At 66.2% G+C, this 14,799-nt stretch carries 8 protein-coding genes; 4 read left to right on the forward strand and 4 right to left on the reverse strand.

Annotation, left to right across the window (positions count from 1 at the left end; all coding sequences use genetic code 11):
* Positions 1-5: 5 nt before the first annotated feature.
* The gene (locus ACZY0B_RS24455) at positions 6-866 is read right to left on the reverse strand and encodes a CbiQ family ECF transporter T component (RefSeq protein WP_463766822.1); all 861 of its coding nucleotides are present in this window, start codon (positions 864-866) and stop codon (positions 6-8) included.
* Positions 863-2,833, reverse strand: a complete 1,971-nt coding sequence (locus tag ACZY0B_RS24460; protein ID WP_463766827.1) for an ATP-binding cassette domain-containing protein — start codon at positions 2,831-2,833, stop codon at positions 863-865. The genes ACZY0B_RS24455 and ACZY0B_RS24460 overlap by 4 nt, the downstream gene beginning before the upstream one ends.
* Positions 2,834-3,033: 200 nt before the next feature.
* Here ACZY0B_RS24460 and ACZY0B_RS24465 point away from each other — a divergent pair, with 200 nt between their 5' ends.
* The 3 genes from ACZY0B_RS24465 to ACZY0B_RS24475 all read left to right on the forward strand — a co-directional run bounded on the left by ACZY0B_RS24465 (position 3,034) and on the right by ACZY0B_RS24475 (position 8,105).
* Positions 3,034-3,510: a MarR family winged helix-turn-helix transcriptional regulator gene (locus ACZY0B_RS24465; RefSeq protein ID WP_463766823.1), complete on the forward strand. Its 477-nt coding sequence runs from the start codon at positions 3,034-3,036 to the stop codon at positions 3,508-3,510.
* Between the two features lie 101 nt (positions 3,511-3,611).
* Complete coding sequence (locus ACZY0B_RS24470; protein WP_463766824.1) at positions 3,612-6,104, forward strand: ATP-binding cassette domain-containing protein; 2,493 nt, start codon at positions 3,612-3,614, stop codon at positions 6,102-6,104.
* Between the two features lie 51 nt (positions 6,105-6,155).
* The gene (locus ACZY0B_RS24475) at positions 6,156-8,105 is read left to right on the forward strand and encodes an acyl-CoA dehydrogenase family protein (RefSeq protein ID WP_463766825.1); all 1,950 of its coding nucleotides are present in this window, start codon (positions 6,156-6,158) and stop codon (positions 8,103-8,105) included.
* A gap of 8 nt (positions 8,106-8,113) precedes the next feature.
* Here ACZY0B_RS24475 and ACZY0B_RS24480 read toward each other — a convergent pair whose 3' ends face one another.
* Both ACZY0B_RS24480 and ACZY0B_RS24485 read right to left on the reverse strand, forming a co-directional pair.
* On the reverse strand, positions 8,114-9,640 hold the full coding sequence (locus ACZY0B_RS24480; protein ID WP_463766826.1) for a nitrate/nitrite transporter: 1,527 nt from the start codon (positions 9,638-9,640) through the stop codon (positions 8,114-8,116).
* Between the two features lie 195 nt (positions 9,641-9,835).
* Positions 9,836-10,303, reverse strand: a complete 468-nt coding sequence (locus ACZY0B_RS24485) for an LppP/LprE family lipoprotein (RefSeq protein WP_463766828.1) — start codon at positions 10,301-10,303, stop codon at positions 9,836-9,838.
* Between the two features lie 336 nt (positions 10,304-10,639).
* Between ACZY0B_RS24485 and ACZY0B_RS24490 the strand changes: the two genes are divergently transcribed.
* On the forward strand, positions 10,640-14,799 hold a 4,160-nt coding region (locus ACZY0B_RS24490), incomplete at its 3' end, for a molybdopterin-dependent oxidoreductase (protein ID WP_463766829.1).

Raw genomic sequence — 14,799 nt, forward strand, 5'->3', positions numbered from 1 at the left:
GCTCATTAAACCGGACTGAGATGCAGGACTGTCTCGAGCGCCACCGAAGCGGCACCCGCCGCGACGAACAGGCCGAGCGTCACCCAGTCCGCCATTTTCGGCCGCGCCGGCGACGCGGACAGCTGACCCGCCCCGCCGCGGGCGGTGATCGCATCGCCCATCTCGTCAGCACGCCGCAACGTCACGACCATCGCCGTCGCGAGCAGGTCGATCACCTCACGGCCCTGCTGCCGACGTCGAGCCTTGCGGCTGTGCAGCTCCTCTTTGGGGCGGAGCCGGCGGGCCGCGTAGAGGATCTGGAATTCCTCGATCAACATCGGGAAGGCGCGCAGCGCGAGCGCCAACGCCGCCGCCCATTCGTCGACCGGGATCCGGAAAATCTTGGCAGGCCGGCCCAAAGTCGCCAGCGCGGGACCGATTTCGGCGACATTGGTCGTCCAGGACACGATCGCCCCGAGAGCTATCAGCAGGATCGTCAGCGCGGTCATCCGCAGGAAGTGCAGCGCACCACCGAGTCCGACCTGCAGGCCGCCCACCGAGAGCACGGGGCTGCCGCCGGCTACCGCGGCTGTCACAAAGCCCAGCCCGATCACGAACCACATCCAGCGCGGTACCGTCGGCATCGCGCCGCGCGGAATGTGCGCGAGCCACAACGCCGCCACCACGAGGCCCCCGAGCAATCCGATGCTTACCCAACCCGGGTAGAACGTCAGCAGCACCGCGACGCCGGTCACAACGAGTAGCTTTGTGCCGGCCCACAACTGGTGGATGACGGAGTTCCCGGGCACCGGAACCAGCAGCACGACCGGCCGGGGTGGGCGCCGGGTCCGGCCCTTGGCGGCGGCCGGTGACACCGTGTCGGTCATGCCACGCCCCCTGTCGAGGTCGACACCGTATCCAGGACGCCGTCGCGCAGATGCAGGGTGCGCGGGCAGACACTTTCCAGGCCGACGCTGTCGTGCGAAATGACCACCAGCGTCAGACCCTGCTCGCGGCGCAAGCGTTCCAGCAGTCGAAGCAAGCCGCGCTGGCTGTCGATGTCCAATCCCGCCAGCGGCTCGTCGAGAATCAACGCTCGCGGCGAACGCGCCAGCAGCCCGGCCAGCACCACACGCCGCATCTGACCACCGCTGAGTTGGTCGATGCGCCGTGTGGCCAACGACGGTTGCAGCCCGACCAGACCCAGCGCGGCGGCCACCTGGTCTTCGTCATGAGGCGAAAAGCCTGCCGCGGAAGCCACTTCCAGGTTGACGTGGCTGCGTATCAATTGCAGCCGGGCCCCCTGGAAGGCCAACGCCACCTCGCCGACGTGCTCATGCGTGGGCTCGCCGTCGATGAGGCACTCGCCACTGGTGGGGACGGTCAACCCCGCCATGATCCATCCCAGCGTCGACTTACCCGAGCCGTTGTGACCGTGGATCAAGACCCCGTCACCCTGCTCAGCGACAAGGCTGATGTCGCGCAGCGCGGGCTTGGCCCATGGTGTGCCACTGGCATATTCGTGCCCGACGCCGACGAGTTCGATAGTCCCGGCGTCGCGCCGCGGCCCCGTCGCGCCGGTCGGCACCGGCACGTCCACGATCTCGACCGCGGCTTTGTTATCCGATGAATCACTGAGATTGATGGCGCTGTCGGCGGATGCGGCCTCGTTGTCGAAGTGAGTGATGTGCACCAGAGCGGTGCGGTGCCGCTTGGTGAGACCCGACAGGACGCCGAGCAGCGTATCCCGGCCCTCCTGATCGATCATGGAGGTGACCTCGTCGGCGATCAGCAGCGCCGGTTCGCGGGCCAGCGCCGCGGCGAGCGCCAGGCGTTGCAGTTCTCCGCCCGACAGGCTCGACGTGTCGCGGTCGGCGAGATTCTCTAGGCCGACCTCGCTCAGCAGCCGGTCCACATCGACGCGGGCGTCCGGCGGTAAACCCCACACCACATCGTCGGCGACCCTGGTGCCCAGCACCTGACTCTTCGGGTGCTGCAAGACAAGAGCCGTGCCGCCGAGCTCGCCCAAACCCACCGCGCCGGGCCGTTGCACGCTGCCCGACGTCGGTTGCCGGCCGGCCAGGATCAGCATCAGCGTCGTTTTCCCGGAACCGTTGGAACCGGTGACCGCGACATGCTGGCCGGCCCGAACTTCCAGGCTGACCGCGCGCAGCGCGTCTTGAACGGCTTTCGGGTAGCGGAACCGAACGTTGTTCAATCGCACCGGCACCGGACCGATCCGGCCGTCGGAAGCCCCGTCGGTATCGGGAGGATCCAATTTGTGGACATCGGGGATGTCGCCCATCCGCTCCAGCAGGCGAGACAGCGCCGACCAACCAATCAGCGTCACTACGACGACCACGAATACCAGATAGGGCAGCACCAGCCAGGGCCAGTAATGCAGGCCCTCGGCGACGTATCGCTGCATGGTCGCGGCGACGTCCGGTAGGTGTATCCAGCGCAGGAACGCGGCGACGCCGTTGACGTTCGCGGTCAGTACCCCAAAGATCAACTGCCGCAACCGAGCCAGCACCGCGAACACACCGACCCATGCCGAGCCCCAGATCACCCCGGCGATCAGCGACGAGATGATCACCGTGGGGACGCCGCGGCCTTTGCGTTTGACGATCCCGCATATCCCGCCGACCCAGGCCGCGTCGACGACCATCGCGGAACTGCCCAGCCCGGAGATCAGGAAGGCAATCATCGTTGCGGCAACGGTCGCGGCGATCAGGACGCGTGGTCGGTAGCGGTAGGCCAGCAGGCCCATGGGGACCGTACCCAGCACCCCCAACCCCTGGGCAAACGGAATGACCGCGGCGATGATGGCGGTCACCGAACAGAGCGCCCCCATCACCGCGGCCTGTGCTAACTCATTCGGCTGCAACGGTCCACCCGTGTGATGCCGAAGGGGGCGCGCGGTCACTTTCTTGATTGTGCCAGGTCGAAATCGGATCCGTGGTCAACTAGCGCTGGCGTGCTGGTCTTTGCTGGTTCTCGGCGGCGCGCATCCGCGATTGGTCTCCCATAGCAAAGCTATGCAACCATGTCTATATGGACAACGTCGTCGACAGGGCAAACCTCGCGCTTCAGCAGGGATTGGGCGCGGACCTGCTCGCCGTGGTCGCCCGGCTGAACCGACTGGCCACGCAGCGCATCCAGATGCCGTTGCCGTCGGCACAGGCCAGGCTGCTGGCGACCGTCGAAGTGCACGGAGAAGCGCGCATCGGCGACCTCGCCGCCGTCGACCACTGTTCTCAACCGACGATGACCACGCAGGTGCGTCGGCTCGAGGATGCCGGCCTGGTTAGCCGCACTGTCGACCCCGGCGACGCCCGGGCGGTCCGGATCCGGATCACGCCCGCAGGAAGGCGCACCCTGAACGCCGTTCGGGCCGATCGCGCCGCCGCGATCGAACCGCAATTGGCCATGCTGGAGCCGGCGGACCGCCAGGTGCTGGCCGAAGCAGTCCAGGTTTTGCGCCGGCTTCTCGACAATGCCGCGGCGACACCACGCCGCAACACACTGTGACCCGCGCACACCCCTTGCGGGTCGACCACTGCCGGCGGGTAGACACTTAGTCAGTGGCTTCCGCGTTCTCAGCCTCACCACTCACCGTTTTCGTCGGAGCGGTGAGGTACGTCTTCGCTCCGGGTCGCGACGTGATCGTGGCGTACGGCGACTGGTGCGACATTCCGCTGGACCGCTTGGGCTTCGCCGCCCCGCCCCCACCGATTCCGCAGCCTGATCTGCTGCTGCGCTTCGCGGGAACGCGTTGGGTTGCCATCGATAGAAGCCGCACCGGCCTCTTCGTCGACGGCGCCCGGGTTCCGACGGTCGACATCCGCGACGGCCAGGAGATTGCGCTCGGTGATCCCCAGCGCGGGCCGCGGCTGGTTTTCCGCGTCGGCTCCCCGGCCGGCCCACCAGGACCACCGCCCGGTCCCCCGCAGCACCCGCCTCACCCTCCGCCACCGCCGATGCCGCCGCCCCGCGCGCCCGCCCCGCCGCCTCCTCCGCAGCCACCGCGACCGCCCGTCGCGCCGAACCAACCCGCTGCACAGGTTCCGACCGAGCGGGGCACCCAGCGCATGCGGATCACCCCGTCGCGACAGCCGACGAACGAGCGCCCCAGCCCGCCGATGGCGCCACCGCCGATGGGGCCGCCCCTGAAGCCGCCCGGGCCGATCGCGCCACCAGCACCACCAGTGCCGCCGACCGCGCCATTCGTGCCACCGCCGACGCCACCACCACCGCCACCGCCGATGCAGCCGCCGGAACCACCGCCGCCACCGATCCAGCCGCCACCAGCGGCGCGGGAGGACGAACAGCCCAAAGGGCGCGGCCTGATCGAGCGGATGACCGACGCCACACGCAAACTGCGGGCAAGCCGCCCCAGCTTCGGCACCGAAGAGTCGAGCACGACCTATCGGCTGCCGCTCCAGTCCGCCGCACGCACGGTCGGCGTCAACGCATACCGGCTGGGACTTGCCAGCGACGGGCACGAACTGCTCACCGATGTCTCGTTCACGGCGCGTCCGGGCACGCTGACCGCGATCGCCGGGCCGTCGGCCACCCGCAACTCGGCGCTGCTCGGGATGCTCGCCGGCACCAAGGGGCCCAGCGCCGGACTAGTCGCAGTCGACGGCCACGACGTGTACGCCGAACCCGACTCCATGCGCACTCGCATCGGCATCGTGCCGCGTGAGGAACGAATTCATCGGCGGCTGACGGTCGAACGGGCGCTGAGTTACACCGCCGAACTGCGGCTACCGCCCGACACCCCGGGTGAGCACCGGCAGCGAGTGGTCGACCAGGTTCTCGAAGAGCTCGACCTGACCCCGCACCGTAAGACCCGGATAGCCAAACTCTCGCCGGACCGTCGCCGATGCGCTTCGGTGGCGATCGAACTGATCACCAGACCCACACTTCTGGTGGTCGACGAGCCGAGCGCCGGCCTGGATGCGGCGCAGCAGGCGCACGTGATGGCGGTGCTGCGACGCCAGGCCGACCTCGGCTGTGTCGTCGTGCTGGCAACCACATCCCCGACTCACCTCGACATGTGCGACCAGGTACTGCTGCTCACGGCCGCCGGGACCATGGCCTTCGCCGGGGCTCCCCTGCAGATCGAGTCCGCGATGGGTACCGCCGACTGGTCCGAGGTCATCGCACAGATCAGGGCCGATCCCGACGGTGCCCACCGCGCGTTCAGCGCCCGGCAACAGGCACAAGGCCCGACGGAACCGCCCGAGATCGCCAAACCGTGGCCGCCTCAGCGAGCGCTCACGATGACCCGGCAAGGGTGGTTGGTGATGCGTCGGCAAACGCGGCTGCTCGTCGCCGATCCCATCTACGCCCTGTCGTTGATCGCGCTGCCGTTCGCGTTGGCGGCGTTAACTCTATTGATTCCAGGCGATTCCGGCCTAGCCCGCCCAGCTGCGACCAGCCGCAATCTGCACGAGGCCGTCGAGATTCTGGCCGCACTCAACCTCGCCGCGGTGATCCTGGGTACCGCGCTGACCGTTCGCGAACTGGTTGGCGAGCGGCGCGTTTTCCGCCGCGAGCAAGCCGTCGGGCTCTCCACGTCCGCCTATCTGGCGGCCAAGATCCTCTTCTCCAGCGTGGCCGCGGCAGTCCTGACCGCCATCGTGTTCACGATCGTCATCGCCGACAAGGGCGGGCCCGTGCACGGCGCCGTCTTGCTGCAGAACGCCACCGCCGAGCTGTACATGAGCGCGGCGCTGACGGCCATCGTCTCGGCGATCGTCGGGCTGGCGATGTCGACGCTGGGCAAGTCGCTGCGAGAGGTGCTGCCACTGGTGGTGCCGGTGATCCTGGCTTCGCTGCTGTTCGCCGGCGGCCTGATCACGCTGGTGGGCACCTGGGGCTACGACCAGATCTCCTGGTTCATCCCTGCGCAGTGGGGTTTCGCGGCCTCCGCCTCGACCGTCGACCTGCACCGGGTCGACACACACGCCGCCCACATCTTGATGTGGACCCACTACGCCGGCTGGTGGATGTTCGACATGACCGTGCTCGCCGTCTTCGGCGCGGCGTGGGCCGGGTTTGTCCGGTTCCGGCTTCGGCCGCCGGCGCACGAAAGGCGAGTTTCGGTCCCGGCGTGATGCCGTCGACACCTCTATTCCCGCGGCGCGGGCGGCACGTTACCGTCGGGTATGGCGCCAGACACGACGAATACTGCCGAACATTTGCGCAACGCCTTGGACGGGCGTTGGCGCGACGTGAAGAACCGGATGCGGGCCGCGATGACCGAGGACCTCTTCCGCCCGCACTACACGCCGAACACGGTGATCGCGCGCACCAAGGTGGCCGAGCAAATGCGGATCATGGCCGCGTTCGGTGCCGCCGCGGACTCGTTCCGCAAGGAGCACGGGGGCACCGGCGATGTCGGTGCCGCGGTCACGATGATCGAGATGCTGGCGATGTCGGACCTGTCGCTGATGGTGAAGGCCGGGGTGCAGTGGGGGCTGTTCGGCGGCGCCGTGGAGAACCTGGGCACCGAGCGCCACCACGAGGCCTACGTACCCAAGACCATCAGCCTCGAGTTGCGCGGTTGTTTCGCGATGACCGAAACCGGACACGGCAGCGACGTCCAGTCGCTGGAGACCACCGCGACCTACGACCCCGAGACCGAAGAGTTCGTCATCAACTCCCCCACCCCGTCCTCCCGCAAGGACTACATCGGGGGTGCCGCCGAAACCGCAACCATGGCATCGGTTTTCGCGCAACTAATCACCACCGAAGACGGTGAGCCGGTCAACCACGGCGTGCACTGCGTCCTGGTCCCGATCCGCGACGCCGAGGGCAACGACCTGCCCGGGGTGACGACGTCGGACTGCGACTACAAGGGCGGCCTGCCGGGTGTAGACAACGGCCGCATCATGTTCGACCACGTCCGCGTGCCGAGAGAAAACCTGCTGAACAAATACGGTGACGTCGCACCCGACGGCACCTACAGTTCGCCGATCGACAACCCCAACCGCCGGTTCTTCACGATGCTCGGCACGCTGATCCGCGGCCGAATCACCGTGGGCGGCAGCGCGGGTGGCGCTGCCCGCGTGGCGCTGGACATCGCCACGCGATATGCATTGCAGCGCAGGCAGTTCAGCGCACCCGACGACGACGAGCGTGAAGTGCTGATCATGGACTACCTGGTGCATCAGCGGCGGCTTTTCCCGTTGATAGCCAAGTCATATGCGCTGCAGTTCGCGCAGAACGAGCTGGTGGCCAAGTGCCACGACTTGCAGACGTCGGACTTCCCCGACGCCGAGGAACAGCGCGAGCTGGAATCGCGGGCCGCCGGCCTGAAGGCGGCCAACACCTGGCACGCTTCGAAGGCCATTCAGGAGGCCCGGGAAGCATGCGGCGGCGCGGGCTACATGGCCGAGAACCGGTTGATCGCACTGCGGGCCGACACCGACGTGTTCACCACATTCGAGGGTGACAACCACGTACTGACCCAGTTGGTGGCCAAGGAACTGCTGACCGCCTACGCCGACGACATCAAGAGCATGAGCCCGGTCGACTGGGTGCGGTTTGCCGCCAACACTGTCGGCGAGCGGGTGATGAAACGCACTGCGGCCGAGGCGATTATGCAAAGAATCATCGACGCCCGTCAGGACAGCGAAGAAGAGGGCAGCCTGTTCAACCGCGGCACCCAGGTCACCATGTTCGAAGCACGCGAGGAATACCTGCTGTCCTCGGTCGCGCGGCGCCTACAGGGCAAGTCCAAGGAGATGTCGGCGTTCGACGCGTTCAACGCCGTGCAGGACCACGTGCTGCACACCGCGAGCGCGCACATCGACCGGATCGTGCTGGAAGCGTTCGTCGCCGGCATCGACGCCTGTGAAAACGCCGAAGCTCGTGAGCTTTTGGAGATCGTGTGCGACGTGTACGCGCTGTCGGTGATCGAAGAGGACAAGGCTTGGTACGTCGAGCACGGATATCTGTCCACCGCGCGGGCCAAGGCGGTCACCCGCGGGATCAACGATCGGTGCCGGGCGCTACGCCCGCACGCCGAGACGCTGGTCGACGGTTTCGGCATCCCGGAGCCGCTGCGCTACGCCGAGATGCTGCACCCGGAAAATCTGCCCGACGCTGAGTAATCCTCGGCTCAACCGGCTCCGACCGCACCGGCAGCCGTCTCACCCGAAGGCGCGCCCAGCGGTCGGCGCACGTACCTGATCCACGTCAGCGCGGCGGCAAACACGTAGAAGGACAGGAAGATCCAGAACGCTGACGTCATCGTGCCGGTGCTGACGTAGGACTGGCGCAACGCCACGTTGATGCCGACGCCGCCCAACGACCCGACGCCGGCGACGAACCCGATGACGACGCCCGAGAGCACGCGTGACCACTGGCGCTGTTCGGTTTCGCTCATGTGCAACGTCCGGCCGCACGTTTCGAAGATGGTCGGGATCATCTTGTAGACCGATCCATTGCCCAGCCCGGCCAGGGTGAACAAGGCGATGAAGCAGGCCACGTAGCCGGCCATCGCCGAGTCGCTGACCGGGCCCGCGTGCGGATCCTCGATGGTGCCGACGGTGATCAGCATCGCGGCGGAGAGAATCATCGCGACGAAGACCGCGCACGTGACGCGTCCTCCGCCGATCCGGTCGGCCAGCCGGCCGCCGTACACGCGGGCCAGCGCGGCGAGCAACGGCCCGATGAAGGCCAGTTCGGCGGCGTGCAGCGATGCCTGGGAGGTGGCTTGTCCCCCGGCCACGAAACTGGTTTGCAGTACCTGAGCGAACGCGAACGCGAATCCGATGAACGAGCCGAAGGTGCCGAGGTAGAGCAGCGAGAGCAGCCAGGTGTCGCGAGTGGATATCACTGTGGACAGGATCGATCGCAGACGGCCCGGCTCCACCCGGTGCTGGGCGACATTGTTCATAAAGAACAGCGCGCCGATGCCCGCGGTGATCAACAACACCAGATACAGGGCGCACACCCAGTACGGCTGCCGGTCGCCCGCGACGGCGATGACCACCAGCCCGGCGATCTGCATCATCGGCACCCCGAGATTGCCGATCCCACCGGCAATCCCCAGCGCCGCGCCTTTGAGTCGGTGCGGATAGAAGGAGTTGGCGTTGCTTGCCGAGGCCGCGAAGTTACCGCCACCCATGCCAGACAGCGCGGCGCACACCAGGTAAGGCCACAGCGGCAGACCCGGATGAGCCAGCAGCACCATCGCGCCGATCACCGGAACCACCAGCACGAAGGCCGAGAACACGGCCAGGTTGCGGCCGCCGAATATCGCGGTGGCCACGGCATATGTCGGCCGCAGACACGCCCCGACCAAGGTGGCGGTGGTAGCAAGCAACAGCTTGTCGCCGGCGGAGAAGCCGTAGACCTCCCGGGGCATGAACAGCGCCATCACCGGCCACAGCGCCCATATCGCGTAACCGAGATGCACGCTCACGGTCGACCAGAAGAGGTTGCGCCGCGCGATCGCTTTGCCACCAGTCTCCCAGGCCACCAGATCTTCTGCGTCCCAATGAGACAGGTGACGGGACCTACCCACTCGCTTGACCATTCCAAGGATGTTGGCCCGCGAATTGAATTGCGGGACGGCTGCTGCCGTCGCCGGGCCCCAGGCGCGCGGCGATCCCTCGCCGTGCAGCAGCACCTGCGGTTCCATCACCCTCCTTGCATCCGTGCGCGACACCGGCCTTCCAGGGTGCCAGGCCGGCAGGCAAGCAGCGGTCATTGTCGGCCCGAAATTCCTGTTGAATTCCTGAAAAAGTATTGGATGCATTGTCCGGTTCGGGCACTGTAATCGCTTCGATACCCAGACCGGATATCGCGGAATATCGGAACATTATGTGCCGTAACCCTATTGGTGCGGAATCTTGCCGAGTGCCTGCAGTTTGCCGTCCGGCCCGATCTGGAATTTGACCGTCCCGATTCCTTTGGGACAGCACGGTTCTTCGTTGCCCACCTGCCATTGATACTGCACCGTGACCACATCGTTGCTCGCGGGCAGCACCGTGATGTAGGGCTTGGGGTTTGGCGTCGGTGTGCCCAGCGACCTGTTGTGGTCGAAGAATACGAGCTGCTGGGGAGTCGACTCGCTCGCGATGGTCGGGATCACCTGCACCCAATACAAGCTGCACTTCTTGGCGTGTCCGCGGGCGATCTCGACCCAACTCGAACCCGGAACCTCGACGGGAATCGACGCGATCGCCTGGCGCACGGTGTCGGCGCTCGGTCCGTCGGAATCTTTGCAGGTATCCGCCCGCGACGGCTGCGGTGTCGTAGGTTTTCCGCCGCAAGCCGCGGCCAACAAAACCAAAAAAATCACAAAGTGATGGCGCACATTGTGAGCTTAGCGAAAACTGTGAATGTCCCATTTGTTTCGTCGGAACCCCTGTTCTGACAGGGAATTCCGAAGCACCCGCGGGTAACCTGGCCTCAGTCGCAGATCAATGCTGACCTGCGGTTACGCACTTGGCGGTGGGTTTACCAGACACTTCACATTTGAGTCTGGATCCGGTGAGAGGAAGCCGTAAAACGGCGGAAACATCGGACGCCCGACACCGAAACATCCTTGTCGCACGATTTAGCGGATAGCCCTCGCGCGCCGAAATGGAGGAAAGTAAGCGTGACTGCAGAACACGGTCAGGATGCCGTGGACAGCATGTGCGCTTACTGCGGCGTGGGCTGCGGCATGGTGTTGCAGATCACAACCGATCCCGAGAGCGGCCGCCGTCACGTCGCGAAATCTGTTGGAAACAAGAATCACCCGGCCAACTTCGGCCGACTGTGCACCAAGGGCACAACCACAGCGGACATGCTGGCCGCACCGGGGCGGATGGATTCGGCCTATTCGCGGGCCGAGCGCGGCGAAACGCTTGGGCAGATCGATGTCGACGCCGCTATCACCCAGTCCGCGAAGCAGTTGCGGGCACTCATCGACGAGCACGGCCCGGACGCCTTCGCTCTGTACGTGTCCGGGCAGATGTCGCTGGAAGCGCAGTACCTGGCGAACAAGTTGACCAAGGGATTCATCCGCACCAACCAGATCGAGTCGAACTCACGACTGTGCATGGCCAGTGCCGGCTCAGGCTACAAGCTGTCCCTCGGCGCGGACGGGCCGCCCGGTTCCTATCAGGACTTCGAAAAAGCCGACGTCTTTTTCGTCATCGGCGCCAACATGGCTGACTGCCATCCGATTCTGTTCCTGCGGATGATGGAGCGCGTCAAGGCCGGCGCCAAGTTGATCGTCGTCGACCCGCGCCGCACGGCAACCGCGGAAAAAGCCGACCTCTTCCTTCAGATCTCATCCGGCGCAGACCTCGCGCTGCTCAACGGGCTGCTGCACCTGATCGTCGAAAACGGCCACACCGAACCCGAATTCATCGCGGAATTCACCGAGGGCTGGGAAGAGATGCCGAGTTTCCTCGAGCAGTTCACCCCGGACAAGGTCAGCGAAATCACCGGCATCCCTGCCGAAGACATCCGTACCGCGGCCCGCTGGATAGGCGAAGCCGAAAATTTCATGACCTGCTGGACGATGGGGCTCAACCAAAGCACCCACGGCACCTGGAACACCAACGCGATCTGCAATCTGCACCTGGCAACCGGCGCGATCTGCAAGCCGGGCAGCGGCCCGTTCTCGCTCACCGGGCAGCCCAACGCAATGGGCGGACGCGAAATGGGTTACATGGGACCGGGTCTGCCGGGCCAGCGCGCGGTGACGTCAGAGGCTGACCGCGACTTCGTCGAGAACCAGTGGGGCATCCCCCGCGGATCGTTGCGCAGCGAGGTAGGAGCCGGCACCGTCGACATGTTCTCCCGCATGGCCAGTGGGGAGATCAAGGCTTGCTGGATCATCTGCACGAATCCTGTTGCCAGCGTTGCTAATCGGAAGACGGTGTTGGCGGGTCTGGAGCGCGCCGAGCTGGTGATCGCGCAGGACGCGTTCTTCGAGACCGAGACCAACGGCTACGCCGACGTGTTGCTACCCGCCGCCCTGTGGACAGAGTCCGAAGGCGTGATGATCAACTCCGAGCGCAACATGACGCTGTTCCAGCCGGCTGTTGCGGCACCCGGCCAGGCGATGCCGGACTGGCAGATCATTGCCCGGATCGCTTGCGAGATGGGCTTTTCGGATCACTTCAGCTATGACTCCGCCGAAGATGTATTCGAGGAGATCAAGGGGTTCTGGAACCCGAAGACCGGCTACGACCTGCGCGGCGCGAGCTACGACCGGCTACGGCAGACCCCGCTGCAGTGGCCGTGCCCACCCGAAGGCACCGAGGACCGCAACCCGATCCGCTACCTGAACGACGGCGTCAGCCAGACCCAGATGGTCCGCGCGGACGGCAGCAAGCCGAGGCTGGTCTTCCCCACCGCGACTGGTCGCGCCATGTTCTTCGCCCGGCCGCACCTGTCGCCCGAGGAGATGCCGGACGACGATTACCCGTTCCTGCTCAACACGGGCCGCCTGCCGCACCAATGGCACACGATGACCAAGACCGGCAAGGTCGCCAAACTCAACAGGCTCAACCCCGGACCGTTCGTCGAAATCCATCCCGAGGACGCCGCGCGGCTCGAGATCGCCGATGACGATCGGGTCGAAATCGCTTCGCGCCGTGGCCGAGCCGTGTTGCCTGCGGTGGTTACGGACCGGGTGCGGCCGGGCAACTGCTTTGCGCCGTTCCACTGGAACGACGCCTTCGGCGAATACCTGTCGATCAACGCGGTCACCAACGACGCGGTGGATCCGGTGTCCTACCAACCGGAATTCAAGGCGTGTGCCATCACCGTCACGAAGGTCGCCGCCACCACAACGGATTTCGTCACCGAGCCCGAGCCTTCGGTGGCCACTGACACAGCGGCACCCGCAGCCGCGGAGGTTACGGAAATCAGCGTGCCACAAGTTGACGCCCTCGCCCAAATCCTCGGTGTGGCAAACGAACCGGTACCTGTGCTTGGTCCGCTCGGCCGCTCCTATCTTGCCGGGGTGCTGGCCGGACTGCGTTCGGAGACCGGTCGTGGCACGGTCGGGGTGCCCACGTTGCCGCTCAACGCCCCGCTCGACACCAACACCCGGCTGTGGGTGGACGGTCTGCTCGCGGGGATGTTCGCGCGCACCGAGCCGCCCGCCTCGCTGCCGACGGTCGCACCGGCGTCGGCCGCCGCCGAGGCACCGGACGAGCCGCCCACGCCCCGGCCGGCCGGGGCCGAGCCGAAACAGGCTCCGGTTGTGGTGTTGTGGGCCTCCCAGACCGGCAACGCCGAGGAGCTCGCCGCCGATATCGTTGCTAGGCTCGGTGAGGCTGCGCTCCCGGTCGTATTGCACGGCATGGACGACTTTCCGGTAGCCGACTTGCCGACAACCCGAGAGCTGCTGATCGTCACGAGCACCACCGGTGACGGCGAGGCACCCGACAACGGCGCCGGACTGTGGCGGGCGCTCACCGGAGACGGCGCGCCGCAGTTCACCAATACCCGCTACGCCGTCTTGGCCCTGGGCGACTCCAACTACGACGACTTCTGTGGTTTTGGACGCAAGCTCGACGAGCGGTTGGCTGAGCTGGGCGCGACCCGCATCGTCAACCGCGTCGACTGCGAGCCCGATTACGAGGAGAACGCCGGTGGCTGGCTGGGCGAAGTGATCGAGGCGCTCACCCGCACACCCACTCGGGTCGGCCAGGGCGGCAGCGCACCGGCGCCCGCTACCGCCGCACCCCGTCCGGCGACCCGTCCCGAGACACCGACCTACAACAAAAAGCGCCCGCTGGTCACCGACATGATCCGCAACACCACGCTCAGCGGACCGAGCTCCGCAAAAGACGTGCGGCAGATAGTATTTGACCTCTCCGACGAGACCGCCAGTTATGAAGCGGGCGACGCGCTCGGGGTGTGGCCGCGCAACAGCGACCGGCTGGTCGACGAATGGCTGTCGGTCACCGGACTGGACGCGCAGACACCGGTCGAGGTCGGCGAGCATGGTCTGATGTCGTTGCGCTCCGCGCTCACCGAGCGAATGGAGATCGCCCACATCAGCCGGGACCTGGTGCGGTTCGTTCAGGAACGCACCGGCAACACAAAACTCGCAGAGCTGCTGAAGCCGGAAAACAAAGCCGAGCTGAGCAATTGGACCTGGGGGCGCCAGTCCGTCGACCTGCTGGCTCAGCTGCCGGTCTCCGCGTCTGCCCACGAGTGGCTGAGGGTCCTCAAACGCCTTCAGCCGCGGCTGTACTCGATCTCATCGAGCCCCAAAGAGTGCCCGGGGGAAGTTCACCTGACGGTCTCGCCGGTGCGCTACAACTTCCATGGCGTTCCACGCCGCGGGGTGTGCTCGACCTACCTTGCCGACCGCTCCCCCGGCGATCGAGTCGCTGTCTATCTGCAGCCATCGAGCAATTTCCGGCCGCCGAGCGAGTCAGACACGCCGATGATCATGATCGGCCCCGGCACCGGTATCGCGCCGTTCCGCGGCTTTCTTCAAGAGCGCCGAGCGCTCGGCCACACCGGGGCCAATTGGCTGTTCTTCGGCGAGCAGCACGCCGAGACCGACTACTACTACCGCGACGAGCTCGAGCAGATGCGTCACGACGGGTTTCTCACGGAGCTGGACCTCGCGTTCTCCCGGGACCAGACCGAGAAGGTCTACGTCCAGCACCTGATGCGCAAACGTGGGGCCCAGCTCTGGAGCTGGTTGCAGGACGGCGCGCAGCTGTACGTCTGTGGCACCGCCGACCCGATGGCCAAAGACGTTGATCGAGCGCTCTGCGACATCGCGGCCGAGCACGGCAACCTCGACCCGGACGCGGCCACGGCCTACGTCCA

This window comes from Mycobacterium sp. IDUB_19 (genome assembly GCF_055419445.1).